Here is a 26,757-nt window from a genome sequence, read left to right as displayed (position 1 = left end):
ACTCTACTCGATGTATCGAGCAGATATGTCGACCTCGAGTGCACTCGTGTGTCGAAGAGCGTTCATACTGGATGGCGCACGACTGCCCCCTTCGCCCCACGAGGTGTCCCCATGGCCGATCACCCACGTACGCGCGCCGACGCTCGTCGGCGGCGTGGCGCGTCCTCGCGGGGCCGTCGAGGGAAGCGGGGCATCCTGCGCACCCTCCTGCTCGCCTTCACGGCGCTCGTCGCCCTCGGCGTCGCCGGGATCGTCATCGCGTACATGATCATCGACATCCCCAGGCCGAACGACCAGGCGGTGGCGCAGGCCTCGGTCCTCTACTACTCCGACGGCGAGACGGAGATGGACCGGATCGCCAAGGTCAACCGCGAGTCGGTCGAGCTGGAGAACGTGCCCACGGAGGTCCGGCGCGCCTTCATCGCGGCCGAGGACCGCAGCTTCTACGACAACAGCGGCATCTCGCCCAAGGGCATCCTGCGGGCCGTGAGCGGTGTCGTCTCCGGCGAGGACCGCGGTGGTGGCTCGACGATCACCCAGCAGTACGTGAAGAACTACTTCCTCACCCAGGACCAGACCTACCTGCGCAAGTTCAAGGAGATCCTCATCTCCGTCAAGATCGACGGGGAGCTGAGCAAGGACCAGATCCTGGAGAACTACCTCAACACGATCTACTTCGGTCGCGGTGCGGACGGTATCCAGACCGCGTCCGAGGCCTACTTCGACAAGGACGTGAAGGACCTGACCGCATCCGAGGGGGCGCTGCTCGCCAGCGTCGTCAACGCCCCCTCCCTCTACGACCCCGCGCTCGGTGAGGACCAGAAGAAGCGGGCCCAGGAGCGGTGGAACTACGTCCTCGACGGCATGGTCGAGGAGGGGTGGATGACCGCCGCCGAGCGGCAGGATGCAGCCTTCCCGAAGACGACGGCGCCCCAGCGTTCCCAGACGCGCGACGACGACATCGGCTTCATCACCGAGGAGGTGCGGGCCGAGATGCGGCGTGACCTCGACATCACCGACGCCCAGCTCGACCGCGGGGGCTTCGAGATCGTCACGACGATCGACAAGGCGGCCCAGCAGTCCGCGGCCGAGGCGGTCTCGGAGCACCGTCCCACGGGGGAGCGCGCCTCCGACCTGCACATCGGCCTCGCCTCGATCGAGCCCGGGGACGGCGCCGTCCGCGCGATGTACGGCGGGCCGAAGTTCGGTGAGGGCAAGTACGGCTACTTCAACGCCTCCGTGGACGGCAAGATGCAGGCCGGCTCGACGATGAAGCCCTTCACCATGATCGCGGCCCTGCGCGACGGATTCCCGCTCGACACGAAGTACAGCGGCCGGAGTCCCTTCTACGACGACGCCTTCATCTACGACGGGCCCGGGGCGACGGACATCCAGGAAGAGGGCGGCGTCGTCAACTACAACGGGAGATCCTTCGGCCCCGTGGACATGCGCACGGCCACCCAGAAGTCGATCAACACCTACTACGCCCAGCTCAACCTCGCGGCCACCCCCAAGGCGACCGCGGAGGCGGCCAAGGCGGCGGGTGTCACCTCGTGGTCGGGCAACGAGCGCGTCCCGCTCAACACCGATCCCTCGAACGTCTTCGGTACCGACGCGGTCCGGGTGATCGACATGGCCAATGCCTACGCGACGATCTCCGCAGAGGGGATGCGCGCCGAGCCGTACTACATCAAGTCCGTGACGGGCACCGGAGGCCGGGACGTCGACTACGAGGCGAAGCCCGACGTGCGCCGCGTCTTCCCCAAGGACGTCACCCGCGACGCGATCCAGGCGATGAGTCGGGTGGACGAGCCCGGTGGGACCGGGTACCCGACGGTCGCCGACCTCGGCCGTCCTCTCGGAGGCAAGACCGGGACGACCTCGAACAACTACGCCGCCTGGTTCGACGGCTTCACGCCGGGTCAGCTGGCCACGGCCGTCGGCATGTACAAGGGCGACGGCAGGCTCGTCGAGAAGAACCAGCTGACCGGCATCGGCGGATTCGAGGAGATCACCGGTGGCACGGTGCCGGCGCAGATCTGGACGGACTACATGATCGGCGCCCTGGAGGGCGAGCCGGTCGTCCAGCTGCCGCCCCCGGGCAACGTCAAGAAGAAGCCGCACACCGACCTGCCGTCCGGTGCGCCGACCCCGTACACGCCGCCGCCACCGCCGCCCGAGCCGGAGCCCGAGCCGACGACGACCCAGGCTCCGGAGCCCACGACGAGCAGCACCACGACGAGCAGCTCGACCAGCTCGACCAGCTCGTCCACGAGCAGCTCGACCAGCTCCTCCTCCACGAGCTCGTCGTCCTCGACGACCACGACGACACCGAGTCCGACCTCCTCGACGCCACCGGCTCCGACGTCGACGACCACCACCGAGCCCGAGCCGAGTCTCACCGTGCCGCCGACGCCGGGTGGCGGGGCCACGACGACGGGGAACGGGTCCGGGTAGTGCCCAGCGAGTCCGTGCCCGGCGACCTGCTCCCGCAGGACGCCACCGCCGTCATCGGCGGACGGCTCGGGCGCCGCGCCGCGAGGCGGCAGCGATCCCCCCGCCGGCTCGTTCCGGTCATCCTCGCCATGGTCGCCGTGCCCATGGCGGCGGCCGTCCTGAGGCAGGGCCACTGCGTGGCCCGGGGATGGAACGGTGACGAGCAGTTCTGGCGGGGATGCTTCTCCGACCTGCCGGCGCAGTACCAGCTGGCCGGCCTCGACAGCGGCCTGACGGGGTGGCTCACCTCCGGCAGGGAGCCGACCCAGATGCCCTTGGTGTCGGGGCTGATGGCACTCCTCGGTGGCTTCGTCCCGAGCGATTCCGGCTGGCTGGAGGCGAGCCGGTGGTACTTCGGCATGTGGGCGCTCCTCCTGGCCGTCTGCGCCGTGGTGGGGGTGTGGTGCGTGGCCCGGACCCGGCCGGAGCGCCTCGACCTGGCGACCCAGCTGGCGCTCTCGCCGGTGTATGTCGTCGCGGGCCTGCTCTCGGCGGACCTCGTGGTCGTCGTGCTCGTGCTCGCGGCCCTGCTCGCGCACAGCCGGCGGCGGCCGACGACCGCCGGGGTGCTGCTCGGCCTGGGACTGACCGGTCATGCCTGGGTCGGCGTCGTCCTGGTCGCCCTCCTGGTCTCCGCGCGGCGCCTGGGGGACGGTGCGGCGGCCGTGCGCACCGCAACCATCGCGCTCGGCACGGCCGCGGTGATCGGGATCCTGCTGCTCCTCGTGGCCCCCGAGGTCGTCACCGGTCCGCTCACGTCCTGGTGGGCGGAGTCCGCCGGCTACGGCTCGGTGCTGAGGATTCCGGCGCTGGTGGGCCACCCGCTCCCCGCGTGGGTGTCGCCGGCCGTGGCGCTCCTGGGGTGGCTCGTGGCGGTCGTCGGATCGCTCGTGATGGCCCGCCGGGCCTGGCGTCCGGCGACCTGGGCACAGGTGGCGGCCTTCGCCGTGCCCGTGGTCGCCCTGACCGGGACCGCCGTGCCGGTCCAGGCCGCGCTGTGGGTCCTGCCGCTCGCGATCCTCGCCGGCGTCACGTGGCGGACCCACCTCGGCTTCGTCGCGGTCGAGGCGGTCCACGCCACCGCGCTGTGGTTGTACATCGGTGGGGCGTCGGACCCGGACGTCGGCCTCCCGGGTGAGTGGTACGCGGTCGTCGTCCTCGGCCGCGCCATCGCGTGGTGCTTCCTCCTGTGGAGCGTCTGGTACACGCCGGTGGACAACCCGATCCCCCGTCCACAACCCCCCTTCGTCCCGCGGTCCCGTCCACAGGAGTCGGTGGGGGCCTGACCGTCGGGCTGCTCCCCGGGCACGCTTTGGTGCGAAGGGAGTGCAGCCGATACCCTGAACCGTCCCGGTCTGCCGTCTGGCGGGCCGGTACGGATGCACAGACCCTCCTGTCACGGAGAGACCGTGACCGCACAGACCGAAGGAGGCGGGTTATCAGCATGCGTCAGTACGAACTCATGGTCATCTTCGACCCGGAGAACGACGAGCGGAGCGTCCAGCCGCTGTTCGAGAAGTTCCTCACCGTCGTCACCAAGGACGGTGGCAGCGTGGAGAAGGTGGACCACTGGGGTCGCCGTCGTCTCGCGTACGAGATCAACAAGAAGGCCGAGGGCCTCTACGCCGTCGCCAACATGACGTGCACGCCGGAGACGAGCAAGGAGCTCGAGCGCCAGCTCGGCCTCTCCGAGCAGGTCCTGCGCAGCAAGATCATGCGCGCCGACGCCTGAGGCGTCCTCCCCGGGTCGTCAGCAGCTGCTGACGACCTCACCTGAGACGATCACCGATCGAGAAGGAAACCCATGGCAGGCGAGACCCCCATCACCGTCGTCGGAAACCTCACGGCTGACCCGGAGCTCCGGTTCACCCCGAGCGGCGCGGCCGTGGCCAACTTCACCGTTGCGTCCACCCCGCGCACCTTCGACCGTCAGACCAACGAGTGGAAGGACGCGGAGACGCTCTTCATGCGCTGCTCCGTGTGGCGCGAGGCTGCGGAGAACGCCGCCGAGTCGCTGGTCCGTGGCGCGCGCGTCGTCGTCACCGGCCGCCTCGTCTCCCGCTCGTGGGAGGACAAGGAGACCGGGCAGAAGCGCACCGTCATGGAGATGCAGGTCGACGAGGTCGGCCCGTCGCTGCGCTACGCCACCGCCAAGGTGACGAAGACCCAGCGCGGCGGTGGCGGCGGCCAGGGCGGCAGCTGGGGCGGAGGCGCCCCGCAGGGCGGTGGCTCCGGCTTCGGTGGCCAGCAGTCCGACCCGTGGGCGACTGGTGGCCAGCAGGGCGGCGGTCAGCCGCAGCCCGGCTTCGGCGGTCAGCCCGCCGGTGGCCAGGGTGGCCAGCCGGGTGGTGGCTGGGGCAACGCGCCCAGCTACGACGAGCCCCCCTTCTGATCGATCTCTCGCGCCCGGCCCCGGCCGGGCACTGACAACACCCCCATCCCGAGGAGCAACCTCGGGCTCTCGTGAACACGAAGGAGAGCACCACGATGGCCAAGCCCGTAGTGCGCAAGCCCAAGAAGAAGGCCAACCCGCTGAAGGCGGCGAAGGTCGAGAACATCGACTACAAGGACTCGAACCTGCTGCGCAAGTTCGTCTCCGACCGCGGCAAGATCCGCGCCCGCCGCGTCACCGGCGTCTCCGTCCAGGAGCAGCGCCGCATCGCGACCGCTGTGAAGAACGCCCGGGAGATGGCGCTGCTGCCCTACTCCTCGTCCAACCGCTGATCCCGCGGCCGAGAAGAAACAGGAGCAGACATGAAGGTCATCCTCACCCACGAGGTGTCCGGCCTCGGTACCCCCGGTGACGTCGTCGACGTCAAGCCGGGGTACGCCCGCAACTTCCTCTACCGCCGTGGCCTGGCCACGCAGTGGACGAAGGGGGCGCAGAAGCAGGTCGACGCCATCGCCGCCGGTCGCGCAGCGCGCGCCGTGAAGTCCCTCGAGGAGGCGCAGTCCATCAAGGGCAACCTCGAGGCCCAGCAGGTCACGGTCACCGCCCACGCGGGCGAGTCGGGCCGTCTCTTCGGTGCCGTCACCAGCCGTGAGGTCGCCGAGGCGATCCAGGCCGGTGGTGGCCCGGAGATCGACCGTCGCACGATCGAGATCCCGACCCCGATCAAGAACGTCGGCCCTGCCGAGGCCTTCGTCCGCCTGCACCCCGAGGTGCAGGCCAAGGTCGCCCTGGACGTCGTCGCCGGCTGACGACGCACCACCCGAAGGCGTTGTCCCGAGGTGCGGGGCACGAGCCTCGAAGGGGGGTGACCGCCCGTCGTGGCGGTCACCCCCTTCGTCGTCCCTCTATGGATCGCGCGCGGCCGCGGAGCCGATGGGTTACCCTCGCAGCGGTTCATCAGGGAACGACAAAGGGGACATCATCATCATGCGCACACGCCTCGTCGCACTCGCGGCGGCCACCGCCACCGCACTGAGCGGCTGCTCGATGCTCGACCAGGCATCCGATTCGTCCGACTCGAGCTCGCAGTCCACGGGGTCGGGCGACGGAGCCGAGTCCTCGGGGCCCGAGGGGGACCCCGAGGAGAACGGCGCCAAGGCCGCCAACATCGACACGGAGAACCCGCCGGAGGCAATCGCCTCGGTGACGTTGGACCGGCTCAACCACGACACGGTGGAGGAGACGAAGGTCGAGCTCGTCGAGCTGCGCAAGGACACCAACGTCATGCTCGCGACCTTCCGCCTCACCGGCGAGGGACGTGGCACCGAGCCGACGTCGGCCTTCGACCTGCTCGGCGACAACTCCTTCAGGCCGGTCTTCGTCGACATGGAGAACATGGAGAAGTACCGCAACGTGACTGACCTCACGAGCAACGACATCGGTGTCAAAGCACCCCTGGGGCGGCCGCTCTACATGTTCACCGCCTTCCCGCTCCCGCGCGAGGGCGTGGAGACGATGGATCTGCAGATCGTGTCGGCCCGCGCGGAGATCGTCGACGTCCCGATGCCGAAGTGATCCCTGTGGACCGCCCCACGCCCAGGAGACGTCTGCACCGGCCTCTCGCCTCCATCGCTGTCGCACTCCCTCTTGCAGCGCTGGGCGCGAGCGCGACCGCGGCCGGCGACGAGCCGTTGACGATCGACAGCCTGCCTGCCGTGTCCGACTCCGCGATCGCCGACCAGCGCGTCAGCATCGACGTCCCGGAGCTCACCGCCATCACGGTGCCCGACATCGAGACCTTCGAGCCCGACGTCGAGGAGTCCGGCGACCGGACCGTCGTCAGCCTGCAGACGGATGTGCTCTTCCGCTTCGGTGAGGCCACGCTGACCTCGTCCGCGGAGGACGCGGTCGCCTCGGCCGTCGCCGAGCTGCCGGACGACGCCGAGGTCGAGGTCGTCGGGCACACCGACTCGATCGGATCTGATGCCGACAACCAGAAGCTGTCGACCCAGCGAGCCCGGTCCGTGGCCGAGGTCATCGAGACCGAGCGCGGTGATCTCACCCTCGACGTGAGCGGGAAGGGGGAGTCAGAGCCGGTCGAGCCCAATGAACGCGGTGGCGAGGACAACCCGGAGGGTCGGGAGAAGAACCGCCGCGTCGAGCTGCGCTACGCCAGCTGACACCTCGGGGTGGTGCCCCCGGCTGCACATGGCGGCGGGTAGGCGGCAGGATGCAGGCATGACCACTTCCTCGGACCCACGCGATCGGTGCCGTGAGCTGCGGGAGGAGTTCTGGCGCGGCGTCGGCGAGCCCGGCGAGAGCCGAGGCCCCCTCGGCGACGTCGACGAGCCCTCCCTGTGGCCCGACGGCATCTCCGCGTACCGCCAGGTGACCACCGCCCATGCCGGGGTCGTGACGACCGATGGGTTGAGCAACCCGGGGTCGGCGGGCGCGCCCGCCCTCGGGCTCGAGCTGTACGTCGAGAGCGTCGAGCTCACCGACACGGACCCCGATGCCGGTCGCTGGCTCGTCGCGGCGCTCGAGGAGTGTGCCGGCGCCGTCGCCGGAGCAGCGCCGAGCGTCGCGGACGCGTTGGCCGAGCACGAGCTGCTCTCGCTCGAGGTGAGTGGTGCGGGTGCGCCGTCCGACTGGGTCTCCGACGGCCGTCTCGGGGTGATCCTCGGGATCCGGTTGCCGGGACGGTCCACCGGCTACGACGTCGACGGGGTGAGGGTGGACGCCCTGTCCGTGACCCCCCTTCGCCCCGATGAGCTGGCGGTGATCGCCGAGGAGGGGCCCCGGGGCCGGCAGCGGGTCGCCGAGGCGCTCGCCTCCTCCGGCTGGTACTCCTACGCCGACGCCGAGCGGCCGTCCGTGCTCTGAGCGGGTCCGTCACCGGCCACGACGCGGAAGGGGCCCGGGAGTCATCGACTCCCGCGCCCCTTCGGCGTCAGCGCCGGGTCACTCCTCGGTGTGGTGGCGCTGCTCGGTGCCCTTCATCTTGGGCAGCTCACCGGTGTTGCCGTGCTCAGCGCGGATCTCGGCGAGGTGCGCGTCGTCCTCGGCACCGAGCTCGTAGAGACGACCGGACTTGCGGTCGGCGATGTACTCCTTCATGTCCTGACGGATCTCCGGGAGGAGGATGTACAGGGCGGCGAGGTTGATGAAGCCGCAGATGAAGAGGAAGGAGTCGGTGATCGTCAGCACCTGGCTGAAGGTCAGGACCGTACCGATGACGGTGAAGGTGCAGAAGATCAGTCGGTAGATGTTCAGCGACGTCTTCGTGTGGCCGAAGAAGAACTCCCAGGCCTTCTCGCCGTAGTAGCTCCAGGTGATCAGCGTCGAGAAGGCGAAGAGCGCGACGGCGACGGCGAGCACGATCGGGAACCACGGAAGGAAGGTCTCGAAGGCGTCGGAGGTGAGCGTGACGCCGTCCGGCGGGCCGTCACCGGCGATGACCTGGTCGATGCCGTTCCGGAAGGACGGGGCGTCGGCGATGATGATCGTCAGGGCGGTCATCGTGCAGACGATCACGGTGTCGATGAAGGGCTCCAGCAGGGCGACGAAGCCCTCCGAGGTGGGGCGCCGGGTCTTGACCGGGGAGTGCGCGATGGGCGCGGAACCCAGGCCCGCCTCGTTGGAGAAGGCGGCACGCTGGAAACCGACGATCAGGACACCGACGAGGCCACCGAGACCGGCCTCCGGGGTGAAGGCACCCTCGATGATCGAGCCGATGGCGGAGCCGACCTGCCCGACGTTGGCCAGGATGACGAAGAGGCACGCGGCGACGTACATGATGCCCATGAAGGGCACCAGCTTGCTCGTGACGCGGGCGATGGACTGGATGCCGCCGAGGATGACCGCGGCGATCAGGCCGGCGAGGACGAGACCGAAGATCAGCGCGGCCCCGTCGGAGCCGAGGAACCCGTCGCTGCCACCGGTGACGTCCCGGGCCTGGACGAAGGTCTGGTTGGCCTGGAACATGTTGCCGCCGCCGACGCCGAAGCCGAAGATCGCGATGGCGAAGGCGCCGGTGAGGATCATCGCCGGGACCTTGCCGAAGAGGCGGCCGAAGGCAATCGGCATGTACTTGAACGGTCCGCCGGAGAAGGTGCCGTCGGCGTTCTGCTTGCGGTACTTCACGCCCATGCTGCACTCGGCGAACTTCGTCGCCATGCCGAGCAGACCGCAGACGATCATCCAGAAGGTGGCGCCGGCGCCACCGAGTGCCATCGCGGCGCCGACACCGGCGATGTTGCCGAGACCGACGGTGCCGGACAGGGCGGAGGAGAGTGCCTGGAAGTGGGTGATCTCGCCGGGGTCGTCGGCGTGGGAGAACTTGCCTCGCACGACCTCGATCGCGAGCTTGAACGAGCGGAACTGCACGAAACCCAGGAAGATGGTGATGATCGTGGCCGCGGCCACGAGCCAGATGACGACGATGGGGATCGAGATCCCGGCAATGGGGAAGGCGTAGAAGACCCACCCGGAGATCCAGGCGGCGAAGGGCTCGAAGAAGCTGTTGATCGAGTCCTCGATGGACTTCAGAGGTCCGGACTCAGCGGTCGGTATGAGGAGTGGTGACACCATAAGCAGTCACCCAACACCCGACAGGCCCCCGTGACCCCGGTCACGGTTCCGGCTTTACTGAACCGTGACCTTTGGTGCGCCCAGCGGTCATCCCCGTCGCGGTCGCTCCGCGCCGAGCACGGCCCAGGCGTTACCCCGGATGCGCCAGGCCATGCATGCCCCGCGCAGCAGCATGAAGACCGTGAACGCGGTCCAGAGGACGACGACCGAGACGACGTCACCGTGCCCGTCCCCGAGGGAGCGCGCCAGGGCGACCACGGGGACGTAGGCGATCAGCACGAGCGTCATCGAGCCGGCCAGCCAGGGGCCGTCACCGGCGCCGATGAGGACCCCGTCGACGACGAAGACGTACCCCGAGAGGGGCTGGGCGAGGGCGACGACGACGAGACCGCCAGCGATCGCCGCCTGCACCTGCGGGTCCTGGGTGAACAGGTGCGGGATGGCCCGGTGCAGCAGGAGGACGACCACGCCGAGGCCGACCCCGCCCCACACTCCCCACCGGACCATGAGCGTGGTGGCCTCCCGCGCCCCGTCGGCGTCGCCGCCGCCGAGGGAGGCGCCGGTGAGCGCCTGGCCGGCGATGGCCAACGCGTCGAGGGCGAAGGTCAGCAGGGACCAGATCGTCGTCGTCACCTGGTAGGCGGCGAGCGGGACGTCGCCGAAGCCGGCGGCCACGTAGACGGTGAGCAGGATGATCGCCCGCAGCGCCAGGGTCCGCACGAGCAGCGGCGCGCCGTCCAGGGCGGCGGAGACGACCCGACCGACGTGCGGGCGAAGGGAGGCTCCCACCCCCCTGCCCCGGTGCAGGACGACGGCGAGGAGCGCGAGGGCCATGCCCCACTGGGCGATGACCGTGCCCCACGCGGCCCCGGCGATCCCCATGTCCAGGCCGAGGACGAGCAGCGCCGACAGCGCGGCGTTGCCGCCGAAGCCGAAGATCGAGACCACCAGCGGCGTGCGGGTGTCCATCAGGCCGCGCAGGATGCCGGTCGCGGCGAGGACGAGGAGCATCCCCGGCAACCCGAGGGCGCTGACCTGCAGGTAGACCACCGCCTGGTCGAGTGCCTCGGGGGAGGAGCCGAAGACCCCCGCGATCGGTCGGGCGACCAACCCGACGACGAGGGCCGCCACGACGCCGAGGCCCCCGGCCAGCCACACCCCTCCCGTGCCGACCTCGATCGCGCCCCGGGGCGAGCCGGCACCGACCTGGCGGGCGACGACGCTCGTCGTGCCGTAGGCGAGGAAGACGAAGACGCCGGCCGCGGTGAGCAGGACGGAGCTCGCGGTGCCGAGCCCGGCGAGGGGGACGACCCCGAGCCGACCGACGACCGCGGCGTCGACCATGAGGAAGAGCGGCTCGGCCACCAGGGCGAGGAAGGCGGGTACGGCCAGGGCCAGGACCTCGCGCGGGCCGGCTCGCCGCGGCTGTGGCTGGGCGGTCATGTCCCGAACCCTACGAACCCTCACCACGAGAGTCGCAGGAGCCTAAGCAGTTGCGACGGGGAGGGGGCCGATTCGTGCAGGAGCCTAAGCAGTTGCGAAGGGGAGGGGGCCGATTCGTGCAGGAGCCTAAGCAGTTGCGAAGGGGGTTCAGCGCTCGTCGAGCATGAGGTCGATGGTGTAGTCCTCGGCGCGGTAGGCGTGGTCGCCGAACTCGATGGCGTCGCCCGCGGCGTCGAAGGCCATCCGCGTCATGGTCAGGACCGGCTGCCCGCTGCCGAGCTCGAGCTCCCGGCGCTCCGCGGCGGTGGGCATCCGGGCGCCGATGGACTGCTGGGCGACGACGGGCTTGACCCCGCGCCGGCGCAGCAGCGCGTAGAGACCCTGCCCCTCCAGGTCCTCGCGGGTGATGTCGGACTGGGCCGGTGGCAGCCAGTTGTGCATGATCGCCAGCGGGAGATCCCCGGCGAGGCGCACCCGCAGGATCGAGAGCATCTCGGTCCCGGGCTCGAGGTCGAGTGCCGCTGCGGCGCGCTCGTCCGTGGACAGGCCCATCTCGACGACGCGGGTCCGGGGCTCGCGCCCCTCGGCCTCGAGGTCGTCGAAGAGCGAGGACAACCGGGCCTTGCGGTGCACCTTGCGGTTGGCGACGGTGGTGCCGAGACCACGGCGTCGCACGAGGAGGCCCTGGTCGACCATCTCCTGGATCGCGCGGCGAACGGTCGGCCGGGAGAGCCCCAGCCGCTGGGCGAGGGCGACCTCGTTCTCGAAGGCGTCCCCCGGCTCCAGCCGATGGTCATCGACCGCGGCGGTGAGCTGCTCCGAGAGCTGGTGGTACAGCGGCACGGGCGACTCGCGATCGATGACGACGTCGAGTTGCACTGCGGACATGGCGCGAGCATAGCCGAGCGCCTGACAGGTAGACGTTCATATGTCCTAACAAACTGTTGACATGGCCTCTTGAGGTGCGCAAGAGTGATGCCCACCACGCCAGCACCCACGCGAAGGAGCGCCCCGGATGCGCATCGGACTGACCGGCCTCGGCCGTATCGGCGCGTTCCACGCCGATACGCTGCTCGGCCTGCCGGCCGTCGAGACCCTCGTGGTCAACGACGCCCGGCCCGAGACGGCCCGCGAGGTGGCCGCCCGGATGCGCACCGCCCACCCCGACAAGGACGTCGAGGTCGCCGACACGGCCGAGGAGCTGTTTGCCGCACACCTCGACGGCCTCGTCATCGCCACCGCGACGGGGGCGCACGCGGAGTGGATCCGCCGGGGCATCGCATCGGGCACGCCGACGTTCTGCGAGAAGCCGGTCGCGAGCACCCTCGAGGAGACGATCGAGCTGGCCCGCCTCGAGGCGGACAGCGACACCCCGGTGCACGTCGGTCACCAGCGCCGCTTCGACGCCGGCTTCCGCCGGGCACGCGAGGCCGTGGCGTCGGGTGAGCTCGGCTTCGTGCACACCATCCGGGCCAACACCCACGACCAGTCGCCCCCACCGGCCGAGTTCATCGCGACCTCCGGCGGGATCTTCCGCGACTGCGGCGTCCACGACTTCGACGCGATCCGCTTCGTCACCGGTCAGGAGGTCACCTCCGTCTACGCGACCGGGTCCAACAAGGGTGCCGACTACTTCACCGCGGCCGGCGACGTCGACACCGGTGCCGCCGTCCTCACCCTTGACGACGAGACCCTCGTGCTCATGTCGACCACCCGCTACAACGGCGGGGGTCACGACGTGCGCATGGAGGTCATGGGGGAGCGGGGCACGATTGGCGTGGGACTCGACCACAGCCTGGCCATGTCCAGCGCCGAGCCGGGCGCCGACTTCCCCCACGGCCCGCAGAGGTGGTCCTTCATGGAGCGCTTCCTGCCCGCGTACCAGGCCGAGCTGACCGCATTCTTCGACGTGGCCGCCGGTCGGTCCGAGAGCCCGTGCACCATCGCCGACGCCCTGGCGGCCTTCCGCACCGCCGAGGCGTGCGAGCTCTCCCGTGCCGAGGGCCGCGCCGTTACCCTCTCCGAGATCAAGGGACTGTGACATGACCGAGACCGCCATCCCGCCGCTGACCGAGCGCATCGCCGCCGCGCCCATCTCCTGGGGCGTGTGCGAGGTGCCCGGCTGGGGCTGGCAGCACCAACCGCCGACCGTCCTCACCGAGATGCGTGACCTGGGCATCGCCGCGACCGAGTTCGGCCCCGACGGCTTCCTGCCCGACTCGCCGCAGGGCAAGGCGGACACGCTCGCCGAGTACGGTCTCGCGGCCGTGGGCCAGTTCGTGCCGGTCGTGCTCCACGACCCCGGCTTCGACCCCCTTCCCATCGTCGAGGCCGCGATGGCCGGGCTCGTCGCGGCGCAGGCCTCGACCGTCGTCATCGCCGCGGCCACCGGCGCCGAGGGCTACGACGCGCGTCCCGAGCTCGACGAGGCGGGCTGGTCCACGCTCCTGGCCAACCTCGACCGCATCGACGAGGCCGCCGCCCGGCTCGGCCTGACGGCGACCCTCCACCCGCACGTGGGCACGATGGTCGAGTCGGGGGAGGAGACCGATCGGGTCCTCGCCGGCTCACGCATCGGGCTCTGCCTCGACACCGGTCACCTCCTCATCGGCGGCGGTGACCCGGTCCGGGTCGCCGTCGAGCACCCGGACCGCATCGCCCACATGCACCTCAAGGACGTCGACCTGGCCTGGGCGCGCAAGGTCCAGGACGGGTCCGCCGCCTACACCGACGCCGTCGCCTCGGGGATGTACGTCGCGCTCGGCGAGGGTGACGTGGACATCGAGGCCATCGTGGCCTCGCTCGAGGGAGCGGGCTACACGGGGTGGTACGTCCTCGAGCAGGACACCATCCTCACCGGCGACCCGGCGGACCCGACCACGACGAAGGGGGCCGGCGACCCCGTCGCGGACGTGCGCACCTCCATCGGTCACCTGACGACGATTGCCGAGTCGCTGGATCCGAGGCTCGCCGGCGCTCGCACCTCGACCGACGGGGTGGACGAGGGTGGTGCCTGAGATGGTCGACCTCGTCGCGATGGGCCGGACCGGGGTGGACATCTACCCCCTCGACCACGGCGTCCCGCTGGAGGAGGTGCGCACCTTCGAGAAGTTCCTCGGCGGGTCGGCCACCAATGTCGCCGTCGCCGCCGCCAGGTACGGCCGCAGCGCGACCCTCGTGACCAAGACCGGCGCGGACGCCTTCGGGCGCTACGTGCGCTCCGAGGCCGAGCGGCTCGGGGTCCGGGGCGAGCACATCACCCCCATCGAGGGCGAGGGCCCACCGACGCCGGTGACCTTCTGCGAGGTGCACCCGCCGGACGACTTCCCGCTGTACTTCTACCGGTACCCGACGGCGCCGGACCTCATGCTCACCGACGCGGACCTGCCGCTGGAGGAGATCCGCTCCGCACGGGTCTTCTGGACCACGGTGACCGGGCTGTGCCGGGAGCCCTCCCGGTCGGCGCACCACACCGCCTTCGCCGCCCGCGGCCGTCGCCCGCACACGGTCCTCGACCTCGACTATCGCCCGATGTTCTGGGCCGACCCGAGCGAGGCCTCCGCCGAGGTCGGCCGGGCACTGGAGCACGTGACCATCGCGGTGGGCAACTCGCAGGAGTGCGAGGTGGCCGTCGGTGAGAGCGACCCGCACCGCGCGGCCGACGCGCTGCTGGAGCGCGGCCTGGAGCTCGCCGTCGTCAAGCAGGGCCCCAAGGGCGTGCTGGCGGCCACCGCGGACGAGCGGGTCGAGGTCCCCCCGTACTTCGTCGAGGTCGTCAACGGGCTCGGCGCGGGCGATGCCTTCGGCGGGGCGCTCGTCCACGGACTCCTCGAGGGCTGGGACCTGCGACGTCTGCTGGAGTTCGCCAACGTCGCCGGCGCGATCGTCGCCTCCCGCCTCGAGTGCAGCACGGCGATGCCGACTGCCGACGAGGTGGAGGCCGGTCTCGCGGACTGGGCGACGAAGGGGGCGAGGACGTGAGCACCACGACGGGGGCCCGGCGATCGGTCGACGTCGCCCACCTCACCCGGGTCCGGGCGAGCGACCCGGGCGCCTTCGCCCGTGCCTGGGCGCGGCGCTCGCGCCGGCCGCTCCTCGGTGACGACGGCCGGATGCTGCTCGTCGCCGCCGACCACCCCGCCCGCGGCGCCCTCGGGATCCGTGGTGATGCGATGGCGATGGGCTCGCGCACGGACCTGCTCGCGCGGCTCGCGACGGCCCTCTCCCGCCCCGGCGTCGACGGTGTCCTCGGGACCCCGGACGTGCTCGACGACCTGCTCCTCATGGGAGCGCTCGAGGACAAGGTCGTCATCGGCTCGATGAACCGTGGCGGCCTCCAGGGCGCTGCCTTCGAGCTCGACGACCGCTTCACCGGGTACAGCGCCGCGGAGATCGCCCGCCGCGGCATCGACGGCGGCAAGATGCTCACCCGCATCGCCCTCGACGACCCGGGCAGCGTGGCCACCCTCGAGGCGAGCGGCCGCGCCGTCTCCGAGCTCGCCGACCAGGGGATCATGGCCATGGTCGAGCCGTTCTGGTCGCAGCGCCGGGACGGCAAGGTGGTCAACCTCCTCGACCCCGAGAGCACGATCAAGTCGATCGGTGTCGCCTCCGCGCTGGGGACGAGCAGCGCCCACACCTGGCTCAAGCTGCCGGTCGTCGACGACCTCGAGCGGGTCATGGACGCGACGACGCTGCCGACCCTGCTGCTCGGCGGCGACCCCAAGGGCGACCCCCGCGACACCTACGCTGCATGGGGCCGCTCCCTCAGCATCCCGCAGGTCCGCGGCCTCGTCGTCGGTCGCGCCCTGCTCTACCCGCCGGACGGTGACGTCGCCGCCGCCGTCGACATCGCCGCAGACCTCGTCCACGGAGGTGCCTCGTGAGCCACGCACCCCGCACCGGTGCCGACAACGACCGCTGGTTCCACCCCTTCGCCGCGAAGGGGGAGGGCTGGGTCGTCGAGATCACCGACGCCGTCGACGGATGGCAGTACACCTCCCTCCGCGTGGCCGAGCTGGCGCCCGGAGCCTCCGTCGGCCATGTCCTCACCGGCGAGGAGGGCATCGTCGTGCCCCTCACCGGCGGTGCCGTCGTCGAGACCGTGCGCGAGCGCGGCCGGTCACGGACCGTGCTGACCGGGCGCACGAGCGTCTTCGCCGGGCCGAGCGACACGCTCTACGTGCCGGCCGGCACCGAGCTGACCCTGACCAACGACGGGGACCGTCCCGTCCGGATCGCCCTGTGCGGTGCGCGGGTCCAGGACGGTACCGGCGGTGACCGCCACGTCATCCACGTCCCCGTCGCCGACGTCCCCGTCGAGCTGCGCGGCGCGGGCACGTGCAGCCGCGAGGTGCGCGGCTTCGGGATGCCCGGCACGCTCCCCGAGGCGGAGCAGATCCTCGCCTGCGAGGTCATCACCCCCGCCGGTGGCTGGAGCTCCTACCCGCCGCACAAGCACGACACCGAGCGTCCCGGGGAGGAGAGCCGGCTCGAGGAGATCTACTACTTCGAGACGCAGGCCGTCGGCGACGCCGAGGCGGGACGTCCGCCGCTGACCCGCGGCACCGAGCGCGAGGACGGTCTCGAGCCCGTCGGCTACCAGCAGGTGTACGGCGCCGGGGGGCGCGACATCGACGTGCTCGTGGAGGTCGCGACGGGGGACACGGTCCTCGTCCCCCACGGGTGGCACGGGCCGGCGATGGCCGCCCCCGACGCCGACCTGTACTACCTGAACGTCATGGCCGGGCCCGGCCCCGAGCGCGTGTGGCTCATCTGCGACGACCCGGCCCACGGCGCGATCCGCGCGACCTGGACCGGCCAGGACGTCAACGACCGACTGCCCATGGGAGGCGTGCAGTGACCACCGCGATGACCGCACAGAGCCCCACGTCACCCCCGACCGTCCGCCTCACCGTCGGTCAGGCCGTGGTGCGCTTCCTCGCCAACCAGTACAGCGAGCGCGACGGCGAGCGACAGCCCCTCTTCGCGGGGTGCCTGGGGATCTTCGGCCACGGCAACGTCGCGGGCATCGGGCAGGCGCTGCTCCAGCAGGAGCTCAGCGTGGACGAACAAGCCGACGGCCCCGATCACATGCCTTACGTGCTGGCCCGCAACGAGCAGGCGATGGTGCACACCGCCGTCGCCTACGCCAAGCAGCGCGACCGCCTGCAGACGTGGGCGTGCACCGCCTCCGTCGGCCCCGGCAGCACCAACATGCTCACCGGCGCCGCCCTCGCGACGATCAACCGACTTCCCGTCCTGCTGCTGCCCAGCTCGGTCTTCGCCACCCGTGCCGCCGGCCCGCTGCTGCAGGAGCTCGAGACCCCGCACGCCGGTGACCTGACCGTCAACGACGCCTTCCGCCCGCTCTCGCGCTTCTACGACGAGGTACGCCGGCCGGAGCAGCTGCCGAGCATCCTGCTGTCCGCGATGCGGGTGCTCACCGACCCGGCCGAGACGGGGGCGGTGACCATCTCCCTTCCCCAGGACGTGCAGGCCGAGGCCCACGACTGGCCCGTCGAGCTCTTCGCCGAGCGCACCCACCACGTCGCCCGACCTCCTGCCGAGCCCTCCCGGATCGCGGCCGCCGCCGAGATCATCCGGTCCGCGCAGCGCCCGATGGTGGTCGCCGGGGGCGGTGTGCACTACTCCGGCGCGGAGGACGCGCTCGCGCGGTTCTGCGCGGCGACCGGCATCCCCGTCGGCGAGACCCAGGCCGGCAAGGGATCGCTGCTGCACGGCGACCCGCGCCTGCTCGGCGCCGTCGGGTCGACCGGCACCACGGCGGCCAACATGGTCGCGGCGCAGGCGGATGTCGTCATCGGCATCGGCACCCGCTACCAGGACTTCACCACCGCCTCCCGCACCGCCTTCGCCGCCGAGGACGTGCGCTTCGTCAACCTCAACATCGGCTCCTTCGACGCGGTCAAGCAATCGGGCCTGACCGTGGTCGGGGACGCGCGCGAGTCGCTCACGGCGCTGACCACTGCTCTCGACGGGTGGTCCGTCGCGGAGGACTACCGCGACGAGCAGGAGCGGCTGTGGGAGGAGTGGGACGCGCAGGTCGAGGCGAGCCACCACCCTTCGCCCGAGGTCACCGACGCGCTCGCCGACGGGCTGCTCACCCAGGGCAGCGTCCTCGGCCTGGTCAACGAGCTGAGCGACCCGCGCGACGTCGTCCTCTGCGCCGCAGGCTCGATGCCCGGTGACCTGCACAAGACGTGGCGGGTGCGCGACCGCCGGGCCTACCACGTCGAGTACGGCTACTCCTGCATGGGCTACGAGGTCCCCGCCTCCCTCGGGATCCGCTGGGCCGACCCGACCCGGGACGTCTTCGCGATGGTCGGCGACGGCGGGTACCTGATGATGCCGACGGAGCTCGTGACCGCCGTGCAGGAACGCACGAAGGTCATCGTCGTCCTCGTGCAGAACCACGGGTTCCACTCCATCGGTTCGCTGTCGGAGTCGCTGGGGTCGCAACGCTTCGGTACCGCCTACCGGGCCCGGGACACCGCGACCGGCCGGCTCGAGGGCGAGCGACTGCCCGTGGACCTGGCGGCCAACGCCCGGTCGCTCGGGTGTCGGGTCATCGAGGTCCACGACCGCGAGGGCCTCGCCGCGGCCATCACGGAGGCGAAGGGGGCGCCGGCCGACGGCGGGCCCGTCGTCATCCACGTCGAGACCGATCCCCACGTCTCCGCGCCGGACTCCGCCTCGTGGTGGGACGTCCCGGTCAGCGAGGTCAGCGAGCTGGAGAGCACCCAGGAGGCCCACGTCGACTACACCCGGCACAAGGCAGACCAACGTACGCACCTGACCCCCATCGACCCGTCGAGCAGCACGCACCACTGAAACCCGGTTGTCCAGCAGGGCACCGACCCCCTCGTTCACCGCACCGTCGCGGTGGGCAAGAGAAAGGCAGATCCCAATGTCACGTTTCACCCGCGTCAGCGTCGTCGCGACCTCGTCCCTGGCGGCACTCACCCTCGCCGCCTGCTCCTCCTCGGGCGGCAAGCAGCCCGCCGAGGAAGGAGGAGGTGGCGGTGGGGCCGACACCGAGCAGATGACCGTCGCCTTCATCACCCACGCCGCCCCGGGCGACACCTTCTGGGACCAGGTCCGGGCAGGCGCCGAGGCCGCGGCCGAGAAGGACAACGTCGACCTGCAGTACACCGCCGACCCCGAGGGCGGCAACCAGGCCCGACTCGTGCAGCAGGCCGTGGACAAGGACGTCGACGGCATCGCCGTCACCCTGGCCAAGCCCGGTGCCATGCAGGGCAATGTCTCCAGGGCCGTCGAGGCCGACATCCCGGTCGTCGCGCTCAACGCCGGGCTGGAGGAGTGGAAGGACATGGGCGTGCAGTCCTACTTCGGCCAGGACGAGAAGATCGCCGGCCAGGCGGCCGGTGAGCGACTGCAGGAGGAGGGCGCCGGCAAGACGCTGTGCGTGATCCAGGAGCAGGGCCACGTGGGCCTCGAGGACCGGTGTGCGGGCGTGAAGGAGACCTTCCCGCAGTCGGAGAAAATCTACGTCAAGGGCACCGACTCCTCCAACGTGCAGTCCACGATCACCGCGAAGCTGCAGCAGGACGACAGCATCACCCACGTGCTCACCCTGGGCGCTCCCTTCGCGATGCTCGCGCTGCAGTCCGCCGACCAGGCCGGCAGCGACGCCCAGGTCGTCACCTTCGACCTCAACGACGAGGCGATGCAGGCGATCAAGGACGGCGACATCGGGTGGGCGGTCGACCAGCAGCCCTGGCTCCAGGGCTACTTGGCCGTCGACTCGCTGTGGATGGACGTCAACCAGGGCATGACGATGGGTGGCGGCGAGCCGGTCCTCACCGGTCCCGCCTTCGTCGACGAGAGCAACGTCGACGTGCTGATGGAGAAGTGATCGTCGATGACTGCTGCACAGGCGACCACGGGCGCCGATGACCGGGTCGCGAAGCGGAGCAGCCTCAACCTCCTCTTCGCCCGACCCGAGGTCGGTGCACTCATCGGAGCGATCGTCGTCGCGATCCTCTTCATCGCGGTGGCCCCCTCCTTCCGCAGTGTGGGCAACATCGGCACGATCCTCTACGCGGCTGCGGCCATCGGGGTGATGGCCGTCGGTGTCTCCCTGCTCATGGTGGGCGGAGAGTTCGACCTGTCCACCGGGGTGGCCGCGACCGCGTCGGGGATCACGGCGGCGCTGACCGCGTGGAACTTCGGGCTCAACGTCTGGGTCGGGGTGGTGGCCGCCCTGGTCTTCTCCCTGCTCGTCGGGGCCTTCAACGGCTGGCTGCTCATGCGCACTGGGTTACCCAGCTTCCTCGTCACGCTCGGGACGTTCTTCATCCTCCAGGGCGCCAACCTGGCGGTGACCCGTCTCGTGGGTGGCACGGTGTCGACCCCGCCGATCTCGGACATGGCCGGCTTCGCCTCGGCGGAGAAGGTCTTCGCGTGGCAGGTGTCGGTCGGCCCGGTGAGCATCAGGGCGCTCGTCGTCTACTGGCTGCTGCTCGTCCTCGCCGGGGCGCTCGTGCTGCAGAAGACCCGGATCGGCAACTGGATCTTCGCCGTCGGTGGCGACGCCGCGGCTGCCCGAGCCGTCGGCGTCCCGGTCAAGGCCGTCAAGATCGGGCTCTTCGTCTTCGTCGGGTTCTGCGCCTGGGTGCTGGGCATGCACCTGCTCTTCTCCTTCAACGTCATGCAGTCGGCGGAGGGAGTCGGCAACGAGTTCATCTACATCATCGCCGCGGTCGTCGGGGGCTGCCTGCTCACCGGTGGCTTCGGCTCGGTCATCGGCGCCGCCCTCGGTGCGCTGATCTTCGGGATGACCCAGATGGGCATCAACTACGCAGGCTGGAACGTCGACTGGTTCTACACCTTCCTCGGCGTGATGCTCCTGCTGGCCACCCTGGTCAACATGTACGTGAAGAAGAAGGCGGATGGATGATGAGCACCGCAACCGAGACCCTCTCCGAGGCGCCCCAGGGAGCGCCGCTGGTGCAGATGGAGGACGTCGGCAAGTCCTACGGGAACGTCCACGCCCTGCGCGGGGTGAACCTCGAGGTCTACCCCGGTGAGGTGACCTGCGTGCTCGGCGACAACGGCGCCGGCAAGTCGACGCTGATCAAGATCATCGCCGGCCTGCACGAGCACACCTCCGGTACCTTCACCGTCAACGGCATCCAGCGGAACCTGTCGTCGCCCCGCGCGGCGCAGTCCCTGGGCATCGCGACGGTCTACCAGGACCTGGCCCTGGCGCCGCTGATGTCGGTGTGGCGCAACTTCTTCATGGGCAACGAGATCCGCAAGGGCCTCTTCCTCGACTCGGCGAAGATGAAGCGGATCGCCGAGGGCGAGCTGACCAAGATGGGGATCTACATCGGCGACCTCGACCGGCCGGTCGGCGGGCTCTCCGGCGGCCAGAAGCAGTGCATCGCCATCGCGCGGGCCATCTACTTCGGGGCCAAGGTCATCATCCTCGACGAGCCCACCGCGGCACTGGGCGTCAAGCAGTCGGGCGTCGTCCTGAAGTACATCGCCAAGGCCCGTGACGCCGGCCTCGGCGTCGTCTTCATCACCCACAACCCGCACCACGCCTACCTGGTGGGCAACCGCTTCATCGTCCTCAAGCTGGGTCGCCTGACGCTGGACAACCACCGGGAGGAGATCACCCTCGGTGAGCTGACGGCGGAGATGGCCGGTGGGCAGGAGCTCGCGGAGATCGAGCACGAGCTCGGCAGCACCGAGCCCGGCAAGACGGTCGACCCGGACCACCCGGAGACCGAGCTGGCCGGCCCGGGCAAGCCCGGGGTCCACGACGACGGGACGGCGAAGGGGGAGGTGTGACGCCCCCTTCGGCAGTGCCCGATGACCCGCTGCGGGTCGGGGTGGTCGGCGTCGGCGTCATGGGCGCCGACCACGCCCGGAGGCTGGCGGGAAGGATCGCGAACGCGACCCTCGCGGCGATCGCCGACCCCGACCGCGACCGGGCGCAGGAGTTGGCCACGCAGCTGGGCGGGGTGCGTGTCCACGCCGACCCGCTCGAGCTGATCCGCGACGACGGTGTCGACGCGGTCCTGCTGGCCTCTCCCGGGTCCGTGCACACCGAGCAGCTGCTGGCGTGCATCGAGCGCGGGACGCCGGTGCTGTGCGAGAAGCCGCTGACCATGGACAGCGAGTCCTCGCTGCAGGTCATCGAGGCGGAGCGGGCTGCCGGTCGCTCACTGATCCAGGTCGGGTTCATGCGGCGCTTCGACCCGGAGTACATGCGGCTGAAACAGCTGCTCGACTCCGGGCGCTGGGGTCGCACGCTGCTGCTGCACCAGACCCACCGCAACCTGACGGTGCCCAACCCGCACTTCCGCTCGGAGATGATCGTGCGCGATAGCCTCGTCCACGAGGTCGACTGCGCCCGCTTCCTGCTCGGTGAGGAGATCGCCTCGGTGCAGGTGATCTCGCCGACGCCGACCCGCCATGCGCTCAAGGGCGTGGTCGACCCCCAGGTCTCGATCTTCCGGATGGCGTCCGGGGCGGTCGTGACCAACGAGGTCTTCGTCAACAGCCGCACCGGCTACGAGGTGCGCTGCGAGGCGGTCGCCGAGACCGGCAGCGCGATCATCGGCCGGCCCTCCTCGGGGATCTACACCACCGGCGTCGGCCCCGACGGCGGCGAGGGCACCTGGGGTGGCGGGATCGACCCCGACTACCGCACGCGCTTCGAGCGGGCCTACGACATCGAGGTCCAGGCCTGGGTCGACGCCTCCCGACGGGGCGAGCTCGTGGGCCCCACGAGCTGGGACGGGTACGCCTCGACCGTCGTGTGCACCGCGGGGATGGAGTCACTGTCCACCGGAGCGCCGGTCGACGTGGTCCTCCGGGCGCCTGTCACCCGTACCTGACTATTGATAGTATGTCCTTACAAAGCCGCGTCCAAGGAGCAGACATGACCACCCCCACCCGCATCACCCACCTCGTCGGACACTCGTCCTGGGAGGGGCAGGCCGAGCGCACGAGCGAGGTCTTCAACCCGGCGACCGGCGAAGTCACGGGCGTCCTCGACCTCGCGAGCACGGGGGTCGTCGACGAGGTCGTGGCCCACGCGACCGCGGCGGCGCAGGAGTGGGGCAGCACCTCCCTGGCCAAGCGGGTGCGCGTCCTCTTCGCCTTCCGCCAGCTGCTCGAGGAGCGCAAGGGCGAGATCGCGAAGGTCATCACCGCAGAGCACGGCAAGACCTACGACGACGCGGTCGCCGAGATCTCGCGCGGCCAGGAGGTCGTCGAGTTCGCCTGCGGCATCCCGCACCTGGCCAAGGGCGGCTTCTCGGAGAACGTCTCGACGAACATCGACGCCTACTCCATCCTGCAGCCGCTCGGGGTCGTCGGGGTCATCTCCCCCTTCAACTTCCCGGCAATGGTGCCGCTGTGGTTCGTGCCCCTGGCCGTCGCGACGGGCAACACCGTGGTCATCAAGCCCAGCGAGAAGGACCCGACGGCGGTCAACCTCATCGCGGACCTGTGGCGCGAGGCCGGCCTGCCCGACGGGGTGATGAACGTCGTCCACGGCGACAAGGAGGCCGTCGACGCACTGCTCGACAACGGCGACGTCAAGGCGATCTCCTTCGTCGGGTCGACCCCGATCGCCCGCTACGTCTACGAGCGCGGTGTCGCCGCCGGCAAGCGCGTCCAGGCCCTCGGCGGAGCCAAGAACCACATGCTCGTCCTGCCCGATGCCGACCTCGACCTCGCGGCCGACGCCGCCGTCTCTGCGGGGTACGGAGCGGCGGGCGAGCGGTGCATGGCGATCTCCGTCGTGCTCGCGACGGACTCGATCGCCGACGAGCTCGTGGCCAAGATCGCCGAGCGCACGCGCACCCTGCGCACCGGCGACGGGATGGACGGGTCGGACATGGGCCCGCTCGTCACGGGTGCGCACCTGGAGAAGGTCACGGGGTACGTCGAGGAGGGTGTCGCCTCCGGTGCGGACCTGGTCATCGACGGGCGCGAGGGCGCCGAGGACCTCGGGTCCGGGTTCTTCCTCAAGCCGACGCTCTTCGACAAGGTCACCTCGGACATGTCGATCTACACCGACGAGATCTTCGGCCCGGTGCTGTGCGTCGTCCGGGTGCCCTCCTACGACGAGGGTCTGACGCTGATCAACGACAACCTCTACGGCAACGGCACGACGATCTTCACCAACGACGGCGGTGCCGCGCGGCGCTTCCAGCACGAGGTGCAGGTCGGCATGGTCGGCATCAACGTCCCGATCCCGACGCCGATGGCGTACTACTCCTTCGGCGGGTGGAAGAACTCGCTCTTCGGCGACACCCACGCCCACGGCATCGAGGGCGTGCACTTCTTCACCCGCACGAAGGCGATCACCCAGCGTTGGCTCGACCCGAGCCACGGCGGGCTCGACCTGGGCTTCCCGCAGAACGACTGACCTCCGCCCCTCCGCCCCCGGTTCCCCCTTCGCAAAAGCCTAGGCTCTTGCGAAAACCCGACCGCCCCCTTCGCAGGTGCTTAGGCTCTTGCGAAAACCCGACCGCCCCCCTTCGCAACTGCTTAGGCTCTTGCGAGAACCCGACCGCCCCCCTTCGCAACTGCTTAGGCTTTTGCGAAGGGGGGAGGCGGTCAGCGGCCCACGTGCTCGTGCACGAAGGCGAGCACGTCGTCGAGGACGTCCTCGCGGTTGATCTCGTTGAAGATCTCGTGCCGGGCGCCCGGGTAGGACTTCGCCGGTGCGCCCTCGGGGGCGATGCGCTCCCAGCCCCGGCGGGTCGGCTCGATCGGGACGAGCTGGTCGTCCTCGCCGTGCAGCCAGATCGTCGGGACCTGCAGCCGGCCGCCCTCGGAGATCGTCTTGAGGGTGCTCCGCAGCGCTCGGAGCGTCGGGCGCTTGAAGTCGCCGTGCCACACGAGCTCATCGGCCTCGTAGTCGGCCCCGACGTCCTCGTCCCGGCTGAGCGTCGAGACGTCGATCGGGGTCGGGGGGATCTCGTCCAGGTCGGCCAGCGCGGTGGCCTCCCAGGAGCCGAGCACGGGGCCGGAGAGGACCGTGGCGGCGAGTGCCTCGGGGTGGCGCTGGGTGTAGCGGGCTGCGATCATCCCGCCCATCGAGTGGCCGATGAGCACGACGGGCAGGCCGGGGTTCTCCTCCTGCGCGCGCTCCACGAGCAGGTGGAGGTCGTCGACGACCGGCTCGAAGTCCTCGATCAGGACCCGCTCGCCCTCGCTGCGGCCGTGCCCGAGGTGGTCGTGCGCGTAGACGACGGCGCCGTCGGAGGTGAACCGGTCGGCGACCCATCGGTAGCGGCCGATGTGCTCGCCGTAGCCGTGGGCGATCACTGCGACCCAGGTCGGGTCAGCAGGCGGATCCCACCGCGAGCCGATGAGCAGCCCGGCGTGGCCGGGGGTGTCGATGTCCTCGGGCGGGATGGAGCTCACGGGGTCCTCCTGGGTGACGTCGGTGTCCGGCCCAGTCTGTCAGCGCCGGTAGGGCAAAGGGAGGGGCGTCCCGCTTCGTGGGTGGACGCGGATGCGCGGGCGATTGGCCGGCGCGTTCACCTCCACTCGGCCCACCCCCCTTCGTGCATGGAGGTCGACGCGGGCGATTGGTCGGCGCGTTCACCTCCACCGGGGCGAAGGGGGGTTGACGCCGGGGAGTCCGTCCCGCCACACTCATGGGACCGGTCCCACGGCAAAGGAGCCGACATGACGACGAACCGCGACCGCCTCTCCTGGTACTCGCTCGAGGGCGAGGCCACCGACTTCGCGGTGGCCCACGGCCTCAGCGCTGCCGACTGGTACCGCACCGCCATCCCGCGCAAGCGGATGAAGGAGCTGATGAAGCGCTCCGACGCCCCCGCCATCCGGGACACGGCCATCTGGCTCGGCCTCATCCTGCTCAGCGGCGCCGGCATCGTGGCGACGTGGGGGTCGTGGTGGGTCCTCCCCTTCGCCCTCGTCTACGGGGTGCTCTACGGCTCCGCCGGCGACTCGCGGTGGCACGAGGCCGGCCACGGCACGGCCTTCCGGACGCGCTGGATGGACCAAGCGGTCTACCACCTCGCGTGCTTCTTCATGATGCGCAACCCGGTCACCTGGCGTTACTCCCACGCGCGGCACCACAGCGACACCCTCGTCGTCGGCAGGGACCCCGAGATCATCGCCATGCGCCCGGCGCGCCTCGGCCGGATCCTGCTCAACCTCGTCGGGCTCGTCGACGTCCCCCAGGCGATCGCCACCATGCTGCGCCTGTCGGTCGGTCGGCTCTCCCGGGACGAGCGCGACTACGTGCCCGAGCAGGAGCACGGCACGGCGGTCCGGATCGCGCGCACCTGGCTGGCGATCTATGCCGTCGTCATCGCGCTCGCCGTCGTCACGACCTCGTGGCTGCCCCTGGTCCTCGTCGGCGGACCGCGGATCTACGGGTGCTTCATGCACATCGTCTACGGGCTGACGCAGCACTCCGGCATGGGGGAGAACGTCATCGACCACCGGCTCAACACCCGCACCGTCCTCATGGGGCCGGTCAACCGTTTCCTCTACTGGAACATGAACTTCCACATCGAGCACCACATGTACCCGATGGTCCCCTACCACCGGCTGCCCGAGCTGCACGAGGAGATGCGGCACGACACCCCCGAGCCGTACCCGGGGCTCCTCGCCGCCTACCGCGAGATCATCCCGGCGGTGCTGCACCAGCTGCGCGACCCGTCCTGGTTCGTGCGCCGGGAGCTGCCGGAGACGGCGGCACCCTTCCACGGACCCGTCGACGGGCTCCTCCCGCCGGCCGGGGACACCACCACCACGAGTGCCGCGACCGCGGCCTGAGAGGAGTC

At 70.5% G+C, this 26,757-nt stretch carries 25 protein-coding genes; 21 read left to right on the top strand and 4 right to left on the bottom strand.

Annotation, left to right across the window (positions count from 1 at the left end):
- Positions 1–111: 111 nt before the first annotated feature.
- The 9 genes from PVE36_RS15885 to PVE36_RS15845 all read left to right on the top strand — a co-directional run bounded on the left by PVE36_RS15885 (position 112) and on the right by PVE36_RS15845 (position 7,771).
- The gene (locus tag PVE36_RS15885) at positions 112–2,457 is read left to right on the top strand and encodes a transglycosylase domain-containing protein (RefSeq protein WP_277453689.1); all 2,346 of its coding nucleotides are present in this window, start codon (positions 112–114) and stop codon (positions 2,455–2,457) included.
- On the top strand, positions 2,457–3,782 hold the full coding sequence (locus tag PVE36_RS15880) for a hypothetical protein (RefSeq protein ID WP_277453688.1): 1,326 nt from the start codon (positions 2,457–2,459) through the stop codon (positions 3,780–3,782). The genes PVE36_RS15885 and PVE36_RS15880 overlap by 1 nt, the downstream gene beginning before the upstream one ends.
- A 158-nt stretch (positions 3,783–3,940) precedes the next feature.
- The gene (rpsF, locus tag PVE36_RS15875) at positions 3,941–4,228 is read left to right on the top strand and encodes a 30S ribosomal protein S6 (protein ID WP_277238191.1); all 288 of its coding nucleotides are present in this window, start codon (positions 3,941–3,943) and stop codon (positions 4,226–4,228) included.
- A 72-nt stretch (positions 4,229–4,300) separates the two neighbouring features.
- A complete protein-coding gene (locus PVE36_RS15870) occupies positions 4,301–4,888 on the top strand; it encodes a single-stranded DNA-binding protein (RefSeq protein ID WP_277453683.1) in 588 nt (195 codons plus the stop codon).
- 95 nt (positions 4,889–4,983) lie between these two features.
- The gene (gene rpsR / locus PVE36_RS15865) at positions 4,984–5,220 is read left to right on the top strand and encodes a 30S ribosomal protein S18 (protein ID WP_277453681.1); all 237 of its coding nucleotides are present in this window, start codon (positions 4,984–4,986) and stop codon (positions 5,218–5,220) included.
- A gap of 30 nt (positions 5,221–5,250) precedes the next feature.
- The gene (gene rplI / locus PVE36_RS15860; RefSeq protein ID WP_277453680.1) at positions 5,251–5,697 is read left to right on the top strand and encodes a 50S ribosomal protein L9; all 447 of its coding nucleotides are present in this window, start codon (positions 5,251–5,253) and stop codon (positions 5,695–5,697) included.
- Positions 5,698–5,875: 178 nt separating this feature from the next.
- Positions 5,876–6,463 carry a hypothetical protein gene (locus PVE36_RS15855; RefSeq protein ID WP_277453678.1) on the top strand — a complete coding sequence of 196 codons (588 nt, stop codon included), beginning with the start codon at positions 5,876–5,878 and terminating at the stop codon, positions 6,461–6,463.
- Positions 6,464–6,603: 140 nt separating this feature from the next.
- The gene (locus tag PVE36_RS15850; RefSeq protein WP_277453677.1) at positions 6,604–7,068 is read left to right on the top strand and encodes an OmpA family protein; all 465 of its coding nucleotides are present in this window, start codon (positions 6,604–6,606) and stop codon (positions 7,066–7,068) included.
- Positions 7,069–7,126: 58 nt separating this feature from the next.
- Entirely contained in the window at positions 7,127–7,771 is a 645-nt protein-coding gene (locus PVE36_RS15845; RefSeq protein WP_277453676.1) for a hypothetical protein, read from the top strand.
- Between the two features lie 78 nt (positions 7,772–7,849).
- Here the strand turns inward: PVE36_RS15845 and PVE36_RS15840 are convergent, their stop codons facing one another.
- From PVE36_RS15840 to PVE36_RS15830, 3 genes are all read right to left on the bottom strand, one after another.
- The gene (locus PVE36_RS15840; RefSeq protein ID WP_277453675.1) at positions 7,850–9,478 is read right to left on the bottom strand and encodes an alanine/glycine:cation symporter family protein; all 1,629 of its coding nucleotides are present in this window, start codon (positions 9,476–9,478) and stop codon (positions 7,850–7,852) included.
- A gap of 87 nt (positions 9,479–9,565) precedes the next feature.
- Complete coding sequence (locus tag PVE36_RS15835; protein WP_277453673.1) at positions 9,566–10,921, bottom strand: MATE family efflux transporter; 1,356 nt, start codon at positions 10,919–10,921, stop codon at positions 9,566–9,568.
- 147 nt (positions 10,922–11,068) lie between these two features.
- Positions 11,069–11,809, bottom strand: coding sequence for a GntR family transcriptional regulator (locus tag PVE36_RS15830; RefSeq protein WP_277453672.1), 741 nt, complete (start codon positions 11,807–11,809; stop codon positions 11,069–11,071).
- Positions 11,810–11,936: 127 nt separating this feature from the next.
- Between PVE36_RS15830 and PVE36_RS15825 the strand changes: the two genes are divergently transcribed.
- The 11 genes from PVE36_RS15825 (at position 11,937) to PVE36_RS15775 (ending at position 24,356) form a co-directional block, all read left to right on the top strand.
- On the top strand, positions 11,937–12,962 hold the full coding sequence (locus tag PVE36_RS15825; RefSeq protein WP_277453670.1) for a Gfo/Idh/MocA family oxidoreductase: 1,026 nt from the start codon (positions 11,937–11,939) through the stop codon (positions 12,960–12,962).
- Between the two features lies 1 nt (position 12,963).
- Positions 12,964–13,938 carry a TIM barrel protein gene (locus tag PVE36_RS15820; RefSeq protein WP_277453669.1) on the top strand — a complete coding sequence of 325 codons (975 nt, stop codon included), beginning with the start codon at positions 12,964–12,966 and terminating at the stop codon, positions 13,936–13,938.
- A 1-nt stretch (position 13,939) separates the two neighbouring features.
- On the top strand, positions 13,940–14,902 hold the full coding sequence (gene iolC / locus PVE36_RS15815) for a 5-dehydro-2-deoxygluconokinase (RefSeq protein WP_277455877.1): 963 nt from the start codon (positions 13,940–13,942) through the stop codon (positions 14,900–14,902).
- Entirely contained in the window at positions 14,899–15,807 is a 909-nt protein-coding gene (locus PVE36_RS15810; RefSeq protein ID WP_277453668.1) for a deoxyribose-phosphate aldolase, read from the top strand. Before iolC ends, PVE36_RS15810 begins: the two co-directional genes overlap by 4 nt.
- On the top strand, positions 15,804–16,784 hold the full coding sequence (gene iolB / locus PVE36_RS15805) for a 5-deoxy-glucuronate isomerase (protein ID WP_277453666.1): 981 nt from the start codon (positions 15,804–15,806) through the stop codon (positions 16,782–16,784). The genes PVE36_RS15810 and iolB overlap by 4 nt, the downstream gene beginning before the upstream one ends.
- 8 nt (positions 16,785–16,792) lie before the next feature.
- On the top strand, positions 16,793–18,775 hold the full coding sequence (iolD, locus tag PVE36_RS15800) for a 3D-(3,5/4)-trihydroxycyclohexane-1,2-dione acylhydrolase (decyclizing) (protein ID WP_277453665.1): 1,983 nt from the start codon (positions 16,793–16,795) through the stop codon (positions 18,773–18,775).
- Between the two features lie 76 nt (positions 18,776–18,851).
- Positions 18,852–19,820, top strand: coding sequence for a substrate-binding domain-containing protein (locus PVE36_RS15795; protein WP_277453663.1), 969 nt, complete (start codon positions 18,852–18,854; stop codon positions 19,818–19,820).
- A gap of 6 nt (positions 19,821–19,826) precedes the next feature.
- Complete coding sequence (locus PVE36_RS15790; protein WP_277453660.1) at positions 19,827–20,864, top strand: ABC transporter permease; 1,038 nt, start codon at positions 19,827–19,829, stop codon at positions 20,862–20,864.
- Positions 20,864–21,763, top strand: a complete 900-nt coding sequence (locus tag PVE36_RS15785) for an ATP-binding cassette domain-containing protein (protein WP_277453659.1) — start codon at positions 20,864–20,866, stop codon at positions 21,761–21,763. The genes PVE36_RS15790 and PVE36_RS15785 overlap by 1 nt, the downstream gene beginning before the upstream one ends.
- 14 nt (positions 21,764–21,777) lie before the next feature.
- On the top strand, positions 21,778–22,815 hold the full coding sequence (locus tag PVE36_RS15780; RefSeq protein WP_277453658.1) for a Gfo/Idh/MocA family oxidoreductase: 1,038 nt from the start codon (positions 21,778–21,780) through the stop codon (positions 22,813–22,815).
- Positions 22,816–22,859: 44 nt separating this feature from the next.
- Complete coding sequence (locus tag PVE36_RS15775) at positions 22,860–24,356, top strand: CoA-acylating methylmalonate-semialdehyde dehydrogenase (protein ID WP_277453656.1); 1,497 nt, start codon at positions 22,860–22,862, stop codon at positions 24,354–24,356.
- Positions 24,357–24,547: 191 nt separating this feature from the next.
- Here PVE36_RS15775 and PVE36_RS15770 read toward each other — a convergent pair whose 3' ends face one another.
- Positions 24,548–25,360 (bottom strand): alpha/beta hydrolase, encoded by an 813-nt coding sequence (locus PVE36_RS15770; protein ID WP_277453655.1) that lies wholly within the window; start codon positions 25,358–25,360, stop codon positions 24,548–24,550.
- A gap of 267 nt (positions 25,361–25,627) precedes the next feature.
- Here PVE36_RS15770 and PVE36_RS15765 point away from each other — a divergent pair, with 267 nt between their 5' ends.
- Positions 25,628–26,749 (top strand): fatty acid desaturase family protein, encoded by a 1,122-nt coding sequence (locus PVE36_RS15765; protein WP_277453654.1) that lies wholly within the window; start codon positions 25,628–25,630, stop codon positions 26,747–26,749.
- The last annotated feature ends 8 nt before the right edge of the window (positions 26,750–26,757 follow it).

It is taken from the genome of Janibacter sp. DB-40 (assembly GCF_029510815.1).
Lineage (GTDB): Bacteria > Actinomycetota > Actinomycetes > Actinomycetales > Dermatophilaceae > Janibacter.
The sequence above is the reverse complement of the archived record's forward strand: the minus strand, read 5'-3'. Positions and strand labels throughout refer to the sequence as shown.